Origin of the sequence: Pseudosulfitobacter sp. SM2401 (assembly GCF_042932805.1) — a bacterium.
Lineage (GTDB): Bacteria > Pseudomonadota > Alphaproteobacteria > Rhodobacterales > Rhodobacteraceae > Ascidiaceihabitans.
This window is the reverse complement of the sequence record NZ_CP170633.1, coordinates 2,059,334-2,076,498: the sequence shown is the minus strand read 5'-3', so window position 1 is coordinate 2,076,498 and position 17,165 is coordinate 2,059,334. Positions and strand designations below refer to the sequence as shown.

Genomic DNA, 17,165 nt, shown 5'->3' with positions numbered 1-17,165 from the left:
GTGCGGATTGCCCCACACCATCGACCCCACAATCGACCAGACCACCGCCACTGACGTGCCCCCCGAGGCGCGCGTTGAATTCCCTGAAAACCGTTTGTTAATTGATGTTTGCGGCGAATATGACCGCAACCTGACGGCGATTGAAACCGCGTTGGGCGTGCAGATCGTGCGCCGCGGCAATGTCGTGTCGGTCTTGGGCGAGGCGGGCGCACAAACCCGTGCCATCGAAGTGCTGGGCGCATTATACGAGCGCCGCGAGATGGGCCGCGATGTGGAACCTGCTGACGTGGACCGCGAATTGCGCATGGATTCGGTGCTGCCTGACTCGAGCAAGGGCACAGGCGTGCGTGCCGGTGACCAGATGGAAATGCCCGTCGGCAATCGCATCGAAATCAAGACCCGCAAAAAGCTGGTAGAACCGCGCACCGATGCGCAAAAGGCCTATGTTCAGTCGTTGTTCAACAATGAACTCGCCTTTGGCATTGGTCCTGCGGGCACCGGCAAAACCTATCTGGCGGTCGCTGTGGGGGTGAACATGTTCCTTGGCGGGCACGTGGACAAGATCATCCTCAGCCGTCCTGCGGTCGAGGCGGGCGAGCGTTTGGGGTTCTTGCCCGGCGCGATGGAGGACAAGGTCGATCCTTACATGCAGCCTTTGTATGACGCGCTGAATGATTTCCTGCCGGGCAAACAGCTGGCAAAGCTGCGCGAGGAAAAAGTGATTGAAATCGCGCCCTTAGCCTTTATGCGCGGGCGGACCTTGGCCAATGCCTATGTGGTTTTGGACGAGGCGCAGAACGCGACCACCATGCAGATGAAGATGTTCCTGACCCGTCTGGGCGAAGGGTCACGCATGGTCATTACCGGTGACCGCACGCAGATCGATTTGCCGCGCGGTGTGCCCTCGGGCCTTGCGGATGCAGAAAGATTGCTGAATGCGATCCCCAAGATCAGTTTCAACTATTTCACCTCAAAAGACGTCGTGCGCCATCCGCTGGTCGCTAAAATCATCGAGGCCTACGAGGCAGATGACCCCGTCAGATGATCGTTGATGTCGTGACCGAAGATGCGCGTTGGCAGGACGCGGGCCTTGACGCTTTGGCGCAAACGGCTGCGCAGGCGTGTCTGGCGCATCTGGCAATTTCAGGGGCCGAGGTGGCGCTTTTGGGCTGTGATGACGTGCGCATCACTGAACTGAACGCGGATTTTCGCGATAAACCGACAGCGACAAATGTGCTGAGTTGGCCCGCAGAAGATCTGGCCGCTGAGGACGCAGGCGACACGCCGTGCGCACCGACCCCCGACTTTGACGGCAGTCTAGAGCTGGGCGATATCGCCATCAGCTATGACACTTGCGCGCGCGAGGCGGCAGATGCGGGCAAACCCATGGGCGATCATGTCACACATTTAATCATCCACGGGGTTCTACATTTGCTAGGCTATGACCATATACGTGACCAAGATGCCACGTTGATGGAAGTCATTGAGGTGCAGATACTTGGCAAAATGGGCATAGATGACCCATATAGGGTGTGATCGGCACGATGTGTGCCACAACGGAACAGGACCCAATGGGCGACAGCATAGACGGATCGTCTGACGCAGCGCAACGCGCGCAGCCAGATAGTGAGACGGTAAAAGTGAACCAAGAGGACATGCCTCAGGTGGTTCCAGACACGATTGCCCCCGAAAAGACCGGCGGATTTTTGGCGCGCGTCATTGGTGCGCTTAGTCCCACGGATGTGGGCGAGCCGGCCTTGGATGAACCCAAATCGCCGGCCCCCAAACACGGGTCGTCCAAAAACGGGCACGGCATGATCAACCTGAGCCGGATGCGGGTCGAAGACGTCGCCATCCCCAAGGCTGATATTCGGGCGGTGGCCCAGACGACCTCCAAGGACCAACTGGTGGCGGTGTTCAAGGAATCCGGTCTGACCCGATTGCCGGTCTATGACGGCACGCTGGACACGCCCATCGGCTTTATCCACCTCAAGGATTTCGCGCTCACGCACGGCTTTAACGGCGGTGGTCCGGATTTCGATCTGACCGCGATGCTGCGCCCGCTGTTGTTTGTGCCGCCTTCGATGACCATCGGGGTGTTGCTGACGAAAATGCAGGCCGAGCGGCGCCACATGGCCTTGGTCATTGATGAATATGGCGGCGTTGACGGTTTGGCCACGATCGAGGATCTGATCGAACAGGTCATCGGCGAAATCGAAGACGAACACGACGTGGACGAGGGCACCTATTGGAGCATCGAACCGTCGGGCTGTTATCTGGCTGTGTCCAAAACCCCGCTCGATGATTTTGAGGCCGAGATCGGCATGTCGCTGACCGACCACGAGGACGTGGACGAAGAAGAGATCGACACGCTGGGGGGGCTGGTGTTTATGCTGGCAGGCCGTGTGCCGGCGCGCGGCGAAGTTGTGCCGCATCCCGATGGCCCCGAATTCGAGGTGATCGATGCCGACCCGCGCCGCATCAAACGGCTGCGCGTACGCTTGGGATCATGACACAAACCCGCTTTGACGATGTCTTGCGGGTGTCAAAGATGTCGCCGTGGCAGACCGCTGCCTTGATGTTGGCGTTCGGCGGGATCGGGGCGTTGGCCCAGGAACCTTTCGGGTTCGTGCCCTGCCTCTTTGCGATGATGTTTGTCGGCATGACCCAACATGCGGCTGGCCTGCGTGCGGATCGCAGTGCGTGGTTTGCCGCCCGCAGCGGTTGGTTGATGGGCTTTGCCTATTTTGCGATAACGCTAAGCTGGATCATTTCGCCGTTTCAGGTGGACCCCAGCACCGTTTGGATGGCCCCGTTCGGGCTGGTTTTTATGGCCGCTGGCATGGCGCTGTTCTGGGCGCTGGCGTTTTGGATGGCGCGGATTTTGCGGTGCACATGGGCCTTGGCGATCACGTGGACGCTGGTGGAAATGCTGCGCGCCTATGTGTTCACGGGCTTTCCCTGGGCGACCCCACCCCAAGCCTTGGTGGATCTGTGGATCGGTCAGGCGCTGTCGCTGGTTGGTCCGCATGGTGCGATGTTTGTGCTGGGTTTGGCGGCGCTGGTCGCGCTGTTGAAACACCCGGTTTTGCGGTTCGGGGCAGGGGCCGCGATGATCGTCGTCTTGATCATTCCGCTGGGAAATATTCGCCCTGATCTGACCGGACACACCGTGCGATTGGTGCAACCCAACGCGCCGCAGACGGAAAAATGGGCCGCAGACACCGCGTGGTCGTTTGTGGACCGGTCGCTGGGCTACACCCGCGCTGCGGGCGATGTTGATCTGGTCTTGTGGCCGGAAACATCGGTGCCGACGCTGTTGCACAACGCGGAAAACGTGATGCAAGCCGTGGGCGAGGCTGGGGGTGATACCACCGTGGCCTTGGGCATTTTACGGGCCCGCGACGATGGCATGCTGGTCAATTCGATGGTGGTTCTGGACGGCGCTGGCACCGTGACCCAGACCTATGACAAGCACCATTTGGTGCCGTTTGGCGAATACATTCCGCTGCGCACGGCGTTCAACGCGGTTGGTTTGAACTTTGTCGGTGACATGTTTGGTGACGGGTTTGGCCGGGGGCAGGGGGCCAAGCTGCTGGATTTCGGTGCGCTGGGCACCGCCCTGCCGCTGATCTGTTACGAAGCGGTATTTGCCCATGATGTGGGGGCTGCCCCTGCGCGCCCGAATTTTCTGATCCAGATCACCAATGACGCGTGGTTCGGTGATTTTGCAGGCCCGCAACAGCATCTGGCCCAAGCCCGGATGCGCGCCATTGAACAAGGGTTGCCACTGGCGCGCGCTGCCAACACCGGCATTTCCGCAATGATCGGTCCGCGCGGGCAGATCATCGCATCCGTGCCCCTGAACGAGGCGGGGTTTGTCGACGCACCGCTGCCCGAGCCGCGGCGCACAACGCTGTACAGCAAGAGTGGCGACAAACCACTGGGCGCGTTTTTGATACTTGTGGTCTTGATGTTGCTGTTTTCCAGATTGCAACGCACGCACAAGATCAAAGATTGACCGCGAGTCTCTGGAACGATAGGCCCAATGCAGCGCGCCACAACGGCTTCCTGAAGTGGCGATATTTTTTTCAATGGAGCACTACGATGTCCCGTCAGAACTATACTTTCACCTCGGAATCCGTTTCCGAAGGCCACCCGGATAAAGTCTGTGACCAGATTTCAGACGCCGTTTTGGATGCATTTCTGTCCGAAGAACCCGAAGCACGCGTGGCCGCAGAAACCTTTGCCACCACAAACCGTGTTGTGATCGGCGGCGAAGTTGGCCTGTCAGATCAAAACAAACTCAAGGATTACATGGGCAAGATCGACCAGATCGCCCGTGATTGCATCAAAGGCATCGGCTACGAGCAAGACAAATTCCACTGGAAAACTGTCGAGGTCACCAACCTTTTGCACGAACAATCCGCGCATATCGCCCAAGGCGTCGACGCGGCCGAAGGCAAAGACGAGGGTGCGGGCGACCAAGGCATCATGTTTGGCTATGCCACGACGGAAACCGCGCAGTTGATGCCGGCCCCGATCCAGTATTCCCACGCGATCCTGCGCCGTTTGGCCGACGTGCGCAAAGACGGCACATGCCCGCAGCTTGGTCCTGACGCAAAAAGCCAGCTGTCGGTGATCTACAAAGACGGCAAGCCGGTTGGTGTGTCCTCGATCGTTCTGAGCACGCAGCATCTTGTAAAGATGACCTCGGCCGAAGTGCGCGAGTTGGTGGAACCCTACATTCGCGACGTGCTGCCCGAAGGCTGGGTGTCTGCGGACACCAAATGGCACGTGAACCCGACGGGCGAGTTTATGATCGGCGGCCCGGACGGCGACGCAGGTTTGACCGGTCGCAAGATCATCGTCGACACCTACGGCGGTGCAGCCCCACACGGTGGCGGCGCGTTTTCAGGCAAAGATCCGACCAAAGTTGACCGCTCTGCCGCCTACGCCGCGCGCTATTTGGCAAAGAACGTTGTGGCATCCGGCATGGCCGAGAAATGCACAATCCAGCTGTCGTACGCGATTGGCGTTGCGGCCCCGTTGTCGATCTATTGCGACACGTTTGGCACCGGCCAGGTGAACGACGCGGCCATCGAAAAAGCCATCGATACCGTCATGGACCTGACGCCGCGCGGCATCCGTTCCAAGCTGGGTCTGAACAAGCCGATCTATCAGCGCACCGCGGCCTACGGCCACTTTGGTCGCGACCCAGAGGCCGATGGTGGTTTCAGCTGGGAAGCCACCGATCTGGCAGACGCGTTGAAAAACGCCGTCTAAACCACACGACACCAACATGAAAAAAGCCACCGTATCCCCAAGGACACGGTGGCTTTTGCATGTTTGCCGGTCGGTTTAACCGAAAACGAAAAAGCACAACTTGTTGTTGTCTGCATCACGCACGTATGCGCCATAAAAGCGATCTTCGATCCGTTGACCCGGTGCGCCGTCGCAGGTGGCCCCAAGCGCGATCGCTTTGGCATAGCTCGCGTCGACGGCTTCTTTTGAGGCAGAGCTGAACGCGACCATGGTGCCGTTGCCTGCTGATGCCGCTTCGCCGTCGTAGGGGGTGCACAGGGCCAGCATTGGTTCGCCGCGATTGCAGCCGATAAAGGCGATGCGCCCTGCGTCGATGGCAACTTTGCCGCCCTGATCTGCGAACAATTCCGCGTAGAATGCTTTGGACGCTTCGAGGTCTTTGACGCCGAGTGTGGTGTAACCGATCATTGGGTCGTTCCTTTAGGTTGAGGACAGGATGTGGATTTTGCGATCTGCCAGCATGTCTTTGGTTGCAGCGCCGTATGATTTCATGTGCGGGGCGGCTGCGTGCGCCATCAATGCGCCCATGCTGGCCCATTTTTCAATGACCACAAAGGTGTCCTCACCGTAATTTGTTTGGAAGGGGCCGGCGTCGGGGGTGTCTGTCGCAGCGCCGTATTCGATGCAGCCGTCCTCGGCCAGAACGGCGGGAACATTGGCGTTGAACAGCGCGAGCACCTCGGCGCGTTGGCCGGCGTTTGTGGTGATGACGGCGATGACGTGAACCATATCTGACATGTTGTTTTCCTTTTGTGTTTGGGGGCAGCGTAACCAATCACACTTGGTTGACCAGAAAAAGTCGCGTGATCTTGCCATGACGTCACGTGCTGGCTAAACCGCGCCCATGACACATGACAGAGATCAGCACCCAAACCGCCCGCACCGTAATTTTTATGGCCGCCTGAAGGGCAAGCATCTAAAGCCCAGCCAAGAAGGTTATCTGGCCGAAGACCTGGACGCGTTGTCGCCCGGATTGGTCGATTGGGATGCAAACCCCGATCGCACGGATCTGGATTTGACGGGTCTGTTTGGCGGCAAGCCGGTGTGGCTGGAAATCGGGTTTGGCGGTGGTGAACATCTGGTTCATCAATGCGCCAGCAACCCCGATGTGGGCATCATCGGCTGCGAACCCTACATCAACGGCGTTGCCATGCTGCTGGGTAAAATCCGCAAGGCTGGCGTTGAAAACCTCGCTGTCTACCCCGGTGACGTGCGCGATATGTTTGATGTGTTGCCAGAGGCGTCGATCGACAAGGCGTTCTTGCTGTACCCTGATCCCTGGCCGAAATCGCGCCACCACCGTCGCCGCTTTGTGACGCCAGAACACCTCGCGCCACTGGCCCGTGTTCTGAAACCGGGATCAGAGTTTCGCGTCGCCACCGACATTCCCGACTACGTGCGTCAAACGATGGAACAAGTGCCGCAGTTCGATTTCACCTGGACCGCCGAGCGCCCAGACGATTGGCGCACGCCGTGGGATGACTGGATCAGCACGCGCTACGAGCAAAAGGCCCTGCGCGAAGACCGCACGCCGCATTACATGACGTTCATCCGGACCTAATTAGGCTGGACCAAGAAACCTGTGCAGGGTAGGTCTGGCGCTAACATTTTAGCAAAGACGAGACCGCACATGTCCAGCCACGGCGCACCGATCCCCATGACCTCCACGGCCTGTGGCCCTTTGACGGGGCGGGCCGAAGTGCCCGGCGACAAATCGATCTCGCATCGCTCGTTGATTTTGGGCGCGCTCAGCATCGGGGAAACCAAGATCAGCGGATTGCTCGAGGGCCAAGACGTGCTGGACACCGCCAAAGCCATGCGCGCGTTCGGGGCCGAAGTGACGGATCACGGCGGCGGCAATTGGTCGGTGCACGGGGTCGGCGTTGGCGGCTTTGCGGAACCTGACCAGGTCATCGATTGCGGCAATTCGGGCACCGGCGTGCGCCTGATCATGGGGGCTATGGCGACATCGCCGATCACCGCGACCTTCACCGGTGACGCCAGCCTGAATGGCCGCCCCATGGCGCGCGTCACTGACCCCTTGTCGCTGTTTGGCTGCGAGGCCGTTGGCCGCGAAGGGGGCCGTTTGCCGATGACTTTGGTGGGCGCGTCCCAACCCGTGCCGGTCAACTACGTCGTGCCGGTGCCGTCGGCCCAAGTGAAATCAGCGGTGCTGCTTGCGGGCCTCAACGCGCCGGGCAAAACCATCGTGATCGAAGCCGAAGCCACCCGCGATCACACCGAACGGATGTTGGCGGGCTTTGGCGCGGAAATCACCACGGAGATCGCAGACGCGGGCCGTGTGATCACCCTGACCGGGCAGCCGGAATTGACCGCTCAAACCATCGACGTGCCGCGTGACCCATCGAGTGCCGCGTTTCCTGTCTGTGCCGCGCTGATCGTGCCGGGCTCGGACGTTTTGGTGCCTGGCATCGGGCTGAACCCGACGCGCGCTGGCCTTTACACCACGCTGCGCGATATGGGCGCGGATTTGACGTACGAAAATGAACGGGTCGAGGGCGGCGAGCCTGTGGCCGACCTGCGCGCGCGGTTTTCACCGGACATGGTCGGGATCACGGTGCCGCCGGAGCGCGCGGCCTCGATGATTGACGAATACCCGATGCTGTCGGTCGTTGCGGCCTTTGCCAAAGGCGACACGCACATGCCCGGCGTGCGCGAATTGCGCGTCAAGGAAAGCGATCGGATCGACGCGATGGCCACGGGCCTGCGCGACAACGGCATTACGGTCAAAGACGGCGAAGACTGGTGGACAGTCACCGGTTTGGGCCACGGCAATGTTCCGGGCGGCGCGCTGTGCGTCAGCCATTTGGATCACCGCATCGCGATGTCGTTCATGGTTTTGGGCATGGCAACAAACGCGCCCGTACGCTTGGATGATGGTGGCCCGATTGCCACGTCCTTCCCGATTTTTGAGGGGCTGATGGCTGATTTGGGCGCGCAGGTGACGCGCGATCCGGCGTGACGGCCAAACACGTCCTTGCGGTTCTAATGACCCTTGGTGTTTTGGGGTTTATTGTCCTGATTGTGCTGTCCGAACAACGGCTTGGCGTGGGCGAGGGGCTGCTGGATGGCCGCATCGGTGGCTACACCGTGCAGGACGTCTACCTGTATCTACAGCAAATATCGCCACAAGACCGCGCGTTTTACCTCGGCCCGTTTCGCACGCTCGACACGGTGGTGCCGTTGGTGATGGCGCTGGGTTTGGCAGGTATGATCTGGCTGCATTCCGCGCCGATTTTGCGGGTCGCAGCGCTGTTGCCGTTGTTTTATCTGGGGTTTGATTGGTACGAAAATGCGCTGGTTGCCCAGATTTTGACAGACGGGCTAAAGGGCTTGGACATGCATCTGGTCACCAAAGCCAGCCAGATGACAGTGGCGAAATGGGCCTTTTTGCTGGCATCCATCGGCGTTACGATTTTGGCGTGGCGCAAGGCGAGGGTGGCGACATGAGCGAACCGTTTACGATTGCAATCGACGGGCCGGCGGCGGCGGGCAAGGGCACGATCTCCAAAGCTGTTGCCGCGCATTTTCAGTGTGCGCATTTGGACACCGGCCTGTTGTACCGCGTTGTTGGCGCACAGGTTTTGCAAGGGGCCGAGGCGATTGAGGTTGCGCGGTCTTTGACGGCCGAGGATTTGGAAATCGACGGGTTGCGCACGGCGGCCGTCGCCCAAGCCGCCAGCAAGGTTGCCGTGATCGCCGAGGTCCGTGCGGCATTGCTGGATTTCCAGCGCGCGTTTGCGCGTCGTTCTGGCGGTGCGGTTCTGGACGGGCGTGACATCGGTACCGTGATTTGCCCGCAAGCCGAGGTGAAATTGTTCGTGACCGCCAGCGCCGAAGTCCGCGCCAAGCGGCGTTACGACGAACTGATCGGGCGCGGCGAAACCGCTGATCTGGCGCAAGTGATCGAGGACGTGCGCGCCCGTGATGCCCGCGATATGGACCGCGCCGAGGCCCCGCTAAAACCTGCGGATGATGCGCATATTCTGGACACGTCCGATCTGGCGATTGACCAAGCTGTCGCGCAGGCGATTGCGGTGATTGACGCGCGCCGCTGACCTGCAACACGCCCCCATCACCAAAGTTTGCATCGCTTGTAACGTGGCTTGCGCTTAGCCTGACCTTAATCAATTTGTGAAAGGTCACGTTCATGCGAATTCATCTGCCTCTCTTTGCCTTTTTGTTTTCTGCGAGCGTCGCGCTGGCACAAGACGCACCTGTTTCAGAACCGCCGATGACGTTGCAGCGGTTGGCCGACATCATTCTGGTGATCGACCCTGAGGCCGAGCTGGCAGGCAACGCGATTGAGCTGACAATCGAAGACATTCCCGTCATCGTCATTGCTGATCCGCGTGCAAACCGGATGCGGGCGATGGTGCCGATCCGGTCCGCCGATGGGCTAACATCCGAGGAACTGGCGCGCCTGATGCAGGCGAATTTTGATACCGCACTTGATGCCAGATACGCAGTGGCGCGGGGGCGGTTGTGGGGAACGTATATTCACCCGCTGTCGCCGCTGGAAAAGGATCAGCTGATCTCGGCGTTGATCCAGACTGTGAACCTCGCGCGGACCTACGGGCAGACCTATTCTGGCGGCGCCGAGGTGTTTGGTGGCGGCGACAGCAACGGGATTTATCAGGATTTGTTCGAGAAGCTGCAGAAAAAAGGCCAGGATTTGTAGCCGCGTTCCAGCGCCATCCTGGTCGTTTACGGCAGGCTGGGGCTGGATGCTTTGATGCGCAAAATCCGGAACGTCAGTGCCAATATTGCGAGCACGGTCAGCAGACCGGTCATGTCGCCAACCATGAACCGGAACAGGCTCAGGATGAATTCATCCTGTGGGATCACATCGTGGTAAATCACGTGGATCAGCACCGGTATCAAAATCGATGATATCCCGCCGGCCAGTATCAAGGTGCGCCATGCACGCGCCGCGCACAGTTCGCGCCGGTCATCGCGGGCGGCCCAATCGAGAACGAAAAAGATCGCCGGTGCAGTGGCATAGCTGACAAACAGCGCGATGTAGGTCAGCACTGATGAAAACGGCAGCTGGATAAAGATCACATTCGCCATGACCACACCGGGACCCATAAAGACGATAGACCGCCACCCCTCAAAGAACGCCGAGATCAATTTGACCCCGAACGGCAGATACATCACGGTGGCAATGGTCGCCATGGAGGCCAGAAAATGGCTTTGGATTGGGATAATCACCCACCAAGTGAGCGTGTAGGCCAAAATGACCACCCCGCTGTGCAAGGTGATTTTTGCCGCAAGCTCTTGGACAACATTGTCTGTTTTGGAGGATTTCTGTGTCACGCAATCTATCTCGTTAGTTGGTGGCGACCAGAAATCTACATGTTGTCTGGTACCAAATTAGTGAGACGGTATAGTCCCATTGGCAGTCCTTGGCATCGTTCAATCAGTCCGCGTTTCACCAATTGCTTTAGCGTTCTGTGGAAGGTCGGTTGGGAAATCTCGTTTATGATGGGTTGTGCGCGCACTGTTTCAGTCGAACAGACACCCTCACCATCAGCGCCATCCTTTGCGCACCGACAAAAAGCCAGAATAATGTCGCGCTCGTTGCGAGACAGTTCTCGTAGCCCGAATTCCCTTTCCATTTCTTCCAGCAACGCACGCAGCTGTGCGATTTGACCAAGTACCTTGAAATTCACACCCAATCCTAAACCCATACTAGTTGTTAGACCTCTGGGTTATACAAGGCGCAATCAATTTGACAGCGGTTTCTTGCTTATTAAGCGATATACCTTACGTCAAGTAGTCGTTTTGGCTAATTAGGGCTTCACATTTCGCTCTCGACGCGTTCTTCTGCATTTGCGGCTGTGGCATTCAGGGCCGCTGCCACCTGGTGTTCGGATGCGGGCAGTTTCAAGGAGCCGTCGGTGATCAGCGTCCGGTCCCGTGTGAGGTCGGTGTGATGGAATTTACGCGACAGGATCAGCGTTGCCAGTTCGGGATTGATCAACCTGAGCGCCAACAAAAGCGGCACCGTTTGCCCGATGTCTTTGATCATGTCGATGTCCATGACAAACAGGGTCCTGGAGCCGTCGCAACCACGCACGTAGCGCAGCGCGGATTCGACCAGACCGCAAATGGTGATGGAGCACAGGTTTTCAGACATGGCGCGGATGTGACGTTCGATCGGTGCATTGTCGCGGCACAAGACGAACACGTGTCTAGACCACAAGGCCCCATCCCGGTTCCGGATGCGCGCGTCGTAGGCTTCGAACAGCTGGTCCGTGATGCTACCCAGCGCGGGTGTCGGTGCTACAGGGTCGGGTTTGCGCAGCCACGGCATCGCATGTCCGGAAAAGGTGTTCACCTTAACCGGTCTGGCGTTCATTTCCTCGGAGTTTCCCTCGTCGGGGTGATAGAATTGTTCGTCGTTTCGAAAATTAAAGTCGTCCATTACGCTTCCCCTAAAAGTCAGAATGACTTTGCGTAGCTTTAGTATACATAGATTAGCCTATGTTAAATGTGACGAATCTATGCGGTTCCAGATTTTGTTAGTCAAAATGACTATGACTGGCCAAAGTTGTCAAGTCTGTTTGCTTGTTTTCGGGCATCACGCGCGTTTGCTGCTGTATTTTCAGGCAATTGCGGCTGTTCCGCCTGACGCGCATCCGGTGTCTTGCCCGCAGGTCTGATCTGAAATTGCGGCATCTGTGACTGTATCCGGCAGGGCCAATTGTGCTTGTCATGGGCGGGGCGCTGTTCTATACCGCGCACGTAAATGCGGCATCCTAGATCGCAGACGATGAACAGGGCTTCGGGAATATCCGTGGCCCTTCGTCTGTTTTCAGGGTCATCCGGAATCTTCTGGTGCCTCGTTTGCTAACACCGAAACCAAAGACCGGCGGAGACAACCGCACGGCCAGAAACAAAGTCTAGATTAGGAAAAAAGCGCCACATGGCAAATCTGATGGACGAGTTTGAAGCACTCTTGAACGAAAGCTTCGAAATGGACACACCCGAAGAGGGGTCCGTTGTTAAAGGTAAGGTTATCGCGATCGAAGCGGGCCAAGCCATCATCGACGTAGGCTATAAGATGGAAGGCCGCGTCGACATCAAAGAATTCGCAGACCCGGGCGAAGCACCAAAAATCGCTGCTGGCGATGTAGTTGAAGTGTTCTTGCGCCAGGTCGAAAACTCTCGCGGCGAAGCGGTTATCTCTCGTGAGATGGCGCGTCGTGAAGAAGCATGGGATCGTCTGGAAACAGCCTACGCCGGTGAAGCACGCGTCGAAGGCGCGATCTTTGGCCGCGTCAAAGGTGGCTTTACGGTTGATCTGGGCGGCGCGGTTGCGTTCCTTCCGGGTTCCCAAGTTGACGTACGTCCAGTACGTGACGCCGGCCCATTGATGGGTCTGAAGCAGCCGTTCCAAATTCTGAAAATGGACCGTCGTCGTGGCAACATCGTTGTTTCGCGCCGCGCAATCCTCGAAGAATCACGTGCCGAGCAGCGCGCAGAAGTCATCGGCAACCTGATCGAAGGTCAGAACGTCGATGGTGTGGTCAAGAACATCACCGAATACGGTGCGTTTGTTGATCTGGGCGGCGTTGACGGCTTGTTGCACGTCACGGACATGGCATGGCGCCGTGTAAACCACCCATCAGAAATCCTGACAATCGGTGAAACGATCAAGGTCCAAGTGATCAAGATCAACAAAGAAACCCACCGTATTTCCTTGGGCATGAAGCAGTTGCAAGAGGATCCGTGGGATCTGGTTGCTGCGAAATACCCACTGGAATCATCGCACACTGGTCGCGTGACCAACATCACCGATTACGGCGCATTTGTTGAGCTGGAAGCCGGCGTTGAAGGTCTTGTGCACGTGTCCGAAATGTCTTGGACCAAGAAAAACGTACACCCGGGCAAAATCGTATCTACGTCTCAAGAAGTCGAAGTTATGGTTCTGGAAATCGACGGCACCAAGCGTCGCGTGTCTTTGGGTCTGAAGCAGACAATGCGCAACCCATGGGAAGTGTTTGCAGAAACCCACCCAGAAGGCACCGAAGTCGAAGGCGAAGTCAAAAACATCACCGAATTCGGTTTGTTTGTTGGCCTGCCAGGCGACATCGACGGCATGGTTCACTTGTCCGACCTGTCATGGGACGAACGTGGCGAAGACGCGATTCAATCCTACCACAAGAACGACATGGTTCAGGCCGTTGTTTCTGAGGTCGATGTTGAAAAAGAACGCATCTCCTTGTCCATCAAGGGTCTTGGCGGCGACAAGTTTGCAGAAGCAGTGGGCGGCGTTAAGCGCGGATCCATCGTAACTGTAACCGTGACAGCCATCGAAGAAGGCGGCATTGAGTGCGAATATGAAGGCATGAAATCCTTCATCCGTCGCTCCGATTTGTCGCGTGACCGTGCAGAGCAACGCCCGGAGCGTTTCTCGGTTGGGGACAAAGTTGATGTGCGCATCACCAACGTCGACAACAAAACCCGCCGTTTGGGCGTTTCGATCAAAGCCCGCGAAATCGCGGAAGAGAAAGAAGCAGTCGAACAGTATGGTTCCTCAGACTCCGGCGCATCCTTGGGCGATATCCTTGGTGCCGCTCTGAAAACTGGCGACGAATAAGCACTGGTTACCCAGTCAACGATTTTGGGCCTCGCAGGAAACTGCGGGGCCTTTTTTTGTTTAGCGATGTGGTAGGGGGCCGGTGTCTGCGGTCACAAAAGCGCGACGCGTTTGTCCGAGAAACAGGGGCGCGCCGCGATGTGACCGGCAAAACCTGTGTCGATCTGATCTGCAAAAATCTCGAGCACTTCACGGCCAGTGGCGCAGGTTTGCGCATCGTCGCCTTTTAGAAAATAGCTTTCGCTGGCGCAGCCATCGACAAAAACGATTGCATGAGCATCGAGCAGGATGTGAAAATACGTGACTTCGCGCAGCTGATGGCAGCTGATGATTGTGCTGTCGTTCAACAGCTTGCAAATCGGCACCAAAATTTCGGGCGACCCAAAATACAGCTCGGCTTTGTAGCCAGTGATCAACACCCGATGCTGGGGCGACAGGTACATGTCTCGGTTGGGGCTGTCGGGGCCAAGCGCACCACGTTTGACCAAAACGGGGCGCATTTTAGGGTCTGTGCGCACGGCCGCTGCTGCCAAAAAGCTACGTTTGATCCCCAAGACCGGCTGCAAGCCTTGGTCTTGGGTGTGCACCAGATCGCCTTCGGCAAGGTCTTCGATCCGGACGGGGCCAAGATCGGTCTCGATGAACGAGCCTGCGGTAAAGCAAGCGGGGGTTGCCAGATCGGCATAGGGAATCGACGGGGATTCTGCTGTTGAAACAACGCTTAGCGGCACACCGATGGGCGGAAACCCTGCGACGCCACCGACAAATGCCAGCGCTTCGACTGTGCCGTATGCGGGCGACGAGCTGCCGGTTTGGTTGATGTTAAACGCGACCAAAGTATAAAGATTGCCCGAGGGGTCAGACACGACAAAGGAATACTCGGCCTCGACCGGGCGCGTGGTGGCATAGGTTATGCCGTCCAGTGTTTGCCCGCCGACGAATTTCTGCGTGGCACCCTGACTGTCGGTGAAATTGGCGTCCGAGGTTTCGTCGATATCGACGGCTTCCCAGTTGGCCGAGTTCAGCGTGATCGTCTGATTTGCAAGATGCACACCAGACCCTTGGGTGAGACCCGACAGGCTTCTGCCGTTCGACACGGTGACCTGCGAGGCACCAAGCGTATAGACAGTTTGAATGGGCATAACGGCGGTTTCACACAAATAGTTAAGATTTACGGATCGTCGAAAACTTGGGCACCAGTTTGTTCCAACTAAGGTGCCTGCGTGCAGCGCGGACAATTTTTGCCGCTAAGTTGACGCAATATGTTGGCGGAATGTGTTGGCGGAATTTTGGCCGATTTTCACGCTGTTTTGTCGAACCAAGCGGGCCGAATCAACGCGCGTGCAGTGACGGTATCCGAGCCCAATGTCGGATGAATTCGAAAAATGACACTTGGATCGGCGGGAAACCACTGATTTAACCCGTAAAAAACCGCCCTTTGTCGTATCGCTCTATTCACGCAAACGCGAAAGCTGCTTATACTCTTTTAAGAACACACTTAATTTATGCTCCGGGGGGACACCTTATGATCCGGTCTGAACTGATCCAGAAAATCGCTGACGAGAACCCACATCTGTATCAACGCGACGTGGAGCGTATTGTGAACACCATCTTTGATGAGGTGACGGCGGCCATGGCGCGCGGTGATCGGGTCGAGCTGCGTGGCTTCGGTGCGTTTTCTGTCAAACAGCGTGACGCCCGTGTGGGGCGCAACCCGCGCACTGGCGAAACTGTCAGCGTCGAAGAAAAGCACGTGCCGTTTTTCAAAACCGGCAAGCTGCTGCGTGACCGTCTGAACGGGAAAGCCTGAATGCGCTACATTCGCTATGTTTGCATCGCGGTCTTCGCGATTGCGCTGATTGCTGTTGCTTTGGCAAATCGGTCGATCGTGACCCTAAAGGTGCTGCCGGACGAAGTGGCGGGCATGTTTGCCGTCAACCCGTCGATCAATCTGCCGCTGTTTGTCGTCATCTTTGGCGGTCTTGTTGCCGGTCTTTTGGTTGGTTTCGTCTGGGAATGGTTCCGCGAACATGGCGTACGCGCTGAGGCGAACAAAGCCGGGCGCAACGTGCGTAAACTGGAACGCGAAGTGGCCCGCCTGAAGGGCACAGACGCATCAGGTGGCGACGACGTGTTGGCCATTCTGGACAAGGCAAGCTGAGCCAACCAATGTCTGCACATGTCGCTGTCAAAATCTGCGGTCTGACGCAGCCTGCGGACGTGGACGCGGTTGTGGCCGCGGGTGCTGCGTACTGTGGCCTCGTGTTTTTCCCAAAATCCCCGCGCAATGTGACGTTTGACGCCGCCGCGGCTTTGGCGTTGCTGGCCCCGATTGGCCTGGCCAAAGTCGCGCTGGTCGTGAATGCGGATGACGCGTTTCTGGATGCGTTAACTGCGCAGGTGCCGCTGGACATGTTGCAGTTGCACGGCAGCGAATCCCCCGAGCGCGTCGCTGAGGTCAAATCCCGCTATGGCTTGCCCGTGATGAAGGCGGTTGGCGTGGCGGATGCCAGCGATCTGGCCGCCCTTGATGCCTACATGAATGTCGCCGATCAGATCTTGGTCGATGCCAAGCCCCCTAAAAACGCGGATTTGCCCGGTGGCAATGGTCTGGCCTTTGACTGGCGTCTGATCGCTGGTCGCTACTGGACCAAACCGTGGATGCTGGCGGGGGGGCTGACCCCTGACAACGTCGGCCAAGCCGTCAAAATGACCGGGGCGCGGCAGGTTGATGTCAGTTCTGGCGTGGAAAGCGCGCCGGGGATCAAAGACGCCAAATTGATCCGCGCCTTTACGGATGCGGCAAAGGGAATCACATGAAATTCTTGATTATTTTGCTGCTGCTTGCCGGTTTGGCCGTCGCCATGGTCGTGACCAATCCCAGCCGCGCGGACGTCGACGCCGAAATCGAAACGCAGTTGCTGAATTCGATCGACAATCTGGACACCAGCGACAGTCAGGACCCGACGATCCAGTTGATTTTCAACGCCTGCAAACTGGGGCGCAGCGCCTGTGCCAGCTTTGCCAAATCGCTGGTTTCGGTCAAAATCGAAGACAAGGTTTTGTATTCAAACATCACCGTCAGCTTTGGCGGCGGCGATCCGATGCAATGCTACGGCGCGCTGACAAAAGTGATTTGCCCCGATCTATAGGCCCCCCGCGACATCAGCCCGCTTTACCCGTCACGCCCCTTGCGCTACATCCACAGTAA

The 17,165-nt window shown here is 57.8% G+C and carries 20 protein-coding genes and 1 riboswitch; of the genes, 15 read left to right on the top strand and 5 right to left on the bottom strand.

The genetic code is table 11. From position 1 onward, the window contains the following. Window positions 1–31 precede the first annotated feature (31 nt). The 5 genes from ACFIO0_RS10260 to metK all read left to right on the top strand — a co-directional run bounded on the left by ACFIO0_RS10260 (window position 32) and on the right by metK (window position 5,286). Window positions 32–1,045 (top strand): PhoH family protein, encoded by a 1,014-nt coding sequence (locus ACFIO0_RS10260; protein WP_390915317.1) that lies wholly within the window; start codon window positions 32–34, stop codon window positions 1,043–1,045. Next, a complete protein-coding gene (ybeY, locus tag ACFIO0_RS10255) occupies window positions 1,042–1,536 on the top strand; it encodes an rRNA maturation RNase YbeY (RefSeq protein WP_390915242.1) in 495 nt (164 codons plus the stop codon). Before ACFIO0_RS10260 ends, ybeY begins: the two co-directional genes overlap by 4 nt. Before the next feature lie 35 nt (window positions 1,537–1,571). After that, window positions 1,572–2,513, top strand: coding sequence for a transporter associated domain-containing protein (locus ACFIO0_RS10250; RefSeq protein ID WP_390915241.1), 942 nt, complete (start codon window positions 1,572–1,574; stop codon window positions 2,511–2,513). Continuing rightward, window positions 2,510–4,021 carry an apolipoprotein N-acyltransferase gene (gene lnt, locus ACFIO0_RS10245; protein WP_390915240.1) on the top strand — a complete coding sequence of 504 codons (1,512 nt, stop codon included), beginning with the start codon at window positions 2,510–2,512 and terminating at the stop codon, window positions 4,019–4,021. The genes ACFIO0_RS10250 and lnt overlap by 4 nt, the downstream gene beginning before the upstream one ends. A gap of 31 nt (window positions 4,022–4,052) precedes the next feature. Beyond that, a riboswitch (SAM-SAH riboswitch) is annotated at window positions 4,053–4,102 on the top strand. 5 nt (window positions 4,103–4,107) lie between these two features. Beyond that, the gene (gene metK / locus ACFIO0_RS10240; protein ID WP_390915239.1) at window positions 4,108–5,286 is read left to right on the top strand and encodes a methionine adenosyltransferase; all 1,179 of its coding nucleotides are present in this window, start codon (window positions 4,108–4,110) and stop codon (window positions 5,284–5,286) included. A gap of 75 nt (window positions 5,287–5,361) precedes the next feature. Here metK and ACFIO0_RS10235 read toward each other — a convergent pair whose 3' ends face one another. Both ACFIO0_RS10235 and ACFIO0_RS10230 read right to left on the bottom strand, forming a co-directional pair. After that, entirely contained in the window at window positions 5,362–5,733 is a 372-nt protein-coding gene (locus tag ACFIO0_RS10235; RefSeq protein WP_390915238.1) for a VOC family protein, read from the bottom strand. A gap of 12 nt (window positions 5,734–5,745) precedes the next feature. Continuing rightward, entirely contained in the window at window positions 5,746–6,063 is a 318-nt protein-coding gene (locus ACFIO0_RS10230; RefSeq protein WP_390915237.1) for an antibiotic biosynthesis monooxygenase, read from the bottom strand. A 106-nt stretch (window positions 6,064–6,169) separates the two neighbouring features. Between ACFIO0_RS10230 and ACFIO0_RS10225 the strand changes: the two genes are divergently transcribed. The 5 genes from ACFIO0_RS10225 (at window position 6,170) to ACFIO0_RS10205 (ending at window position 10,027) form a co-directional block, all read left to right on the top strand. After that, window positions 6,170–6,886: a tRNA (guanine(46)-N(7))-methyltransferase TrmB gene (locus tag ACFIO0_RS10225; protein ID WP_390915236.1), complete on the top strand. Its 717-nt coding sequence runs from the start codon at window positions 6,170–6,172 to the stop codon at window positions 6,884–6,886. A gap of 69 nt (window positions 6,887–6,955) precedes the next feature. Beyond that, window positions 6,956–8,308: a 3-phosphoshikimate 1-carboxyvinyltransferase gene (gene aroA, locus ACFIO0_RS10220; RefSeq protein WP_390915235.1), complete on the top strand. Its 1,353-nt coding sequence runs from the start codon at window positions 6,956–6,958 to the stop codon at window positions 8,306–8,308. Beyond that, window positions 8,305–8,796, top strand: a complete 492-nt coding sequence (locus tag ACFIO0_RS10215; RefSeq protein ID WP_390915234.1) for a hypothetical protein — start codon at window positions 8,305–8,307, stop codon at window positions 8,794–8,796. Before aroA ends, ACFIO0_RS10215 begins: the two co-directional genes overlap by 4 nt. Then, window positions 8,793–9,404, top strand: coding sequence for a (d)CMP kinase (locus tag ACFIO0_RS10210; protein ID WP_390915233.1), 612 nt, complete (start codon window positions 8,793–8,795; stop codon window positions 9,402–9,404). Before ACFIO0_RS10215 ends, ACFIO0_RS10210 begins: the two co-directional genes overlap by 4 nt. Before the next feature lie 92 nt (window positions 9,405–9,496). After that, complete coding sequence (locus ACFIO0_RS10205) at window positions 9,497–10,027, top strand: hypothetical protein (protein WP_390915232.1); 531 nt, start codon at window positions 9,497–9,499, stop codon at window positions 10,025–10,027. A gap of 26 nt (window positions 10,028–10,053) precedes the next feature. Here the strand turns inward: ACFIO0_RS10205 and ACFIO0_RS10200 are convergent, their stop codons facing one another. Beyond that, window positions 10,054–10,665, bottom strand: coding sequence for a hypothetical protein (locus ACFIO0_RS10200; RefSeq protein ID WP_390915231.1), 612 nt, complete (start codon window positions 10,663–10,665; stop codon window positions 10,054–10,056). A 484-nt stretch (window positions 10,666–11,149) separates the two neighbouring features. Beyond that, window positions 11,150–11,776 (bottom strand): hypothetical protein, encoded by a 627-nt coding sequence (locus ACFIO0_RS10195; RefSeq protein ID WP_390915230.1) that lies wholly within the window; start codon window positions 11,774–11,776, stop codon window positions 11,150–11,152. A gap of 501 nt (window positions 11,777–12,277) precedes the next feature. Between ACFIO0_RS10195 and rpsA the strand changes: the two genes are divergently transcribed. Then, window positions 12,278–13,954: a 30S ribosomal protein S1 gene (rpsA, locus tag ACFIO0_RS10190; RefSeq protein ID WP_390915229.1), complete on the top strand. Its 1,677-nt coding sequence runs from the start codon at window positions 12,278–12,280 to the stop codon at window positions 13,952–13,954. Window positions 13,955–14,046: 92 nt separating this feature from the next. Here the strand turns inward: rpsA and ACFIO0_RS10185 are convergent, their stop codons facing one another. Beyond that, window positions 14,047–15,096: a Hint domain-containing protein gene (locus tag ACFIO0_RS10185; protein WP_390915228.1), complete on the bottom strand. Its 1,050-nt coding sequence runs from the start codon at window positions 15,094–15,096 to the stop codon at window positions 14,047–14,049. A 383-nt stretch (window positions 15,097–15,479) separates the two neighbouring features. Between ACFIO0_RS10185 and ihfB the strand changes: the two genes are divergently transcribed. The 4 genes from ihfB to ACFIO0_RS10165 are packed head-to-tail and all read left to right on the top strand — an operon-like array spanning window position 15,480 to window position 17,106. Then, window positions 15,480–15,764 (top strand): integration host factor subunit beta, encoded by a 285-nt coding sequence (gene ihfB, locus ACFIO0_RS10180; RefSeq protein WP_390915227.1) that lies wholly within the window; start codon window positions 15,480–15,482, stop codon window positions 15,762–15,764. Continuing rightward, window positions 15,765–16,115: a LapA family protein gene (locus ACFIO0_RS10175; RefSeq protein WP_390915226.1), complete on the top strand. Its 351-nt coding sequence runs from the start codon at window positions 15,765–15,767 to the stop codon at window positions 16,113–16,115. 8 nt (window positions 16,116–16,123) lie between these two features. After that, complete coding sequence (locus ACFIO0_RS10170) at window positions 16,124–16,774, top strand: phosphoribosylanthranilate isomerase (protein WP_390915225.1); 651 nt, start codon at window positions 16,124–16,126, stop codon at window positions 16,772–16,774. Continuing rightward, window positions 16,771–17,106 carry a hypothetical protein gene (locus ACFIO0_RS10165; RefSeq protein WP_390915224.1) on the top strand — a complete coding sequence of 112 codons (336 nt, stop codon included), beginning with the start codon at window positions 16,771–16,773 and terminating at the stop codon, window positions 17,104–17,106. The genes ACFIO0_RS10170 and ACFIO0_RS10165 overlap by 4 nt, the downstream gene beginning before the upstream one ends. Window positions 17,107–17,165: the final 59 nt, after the last annotated feature.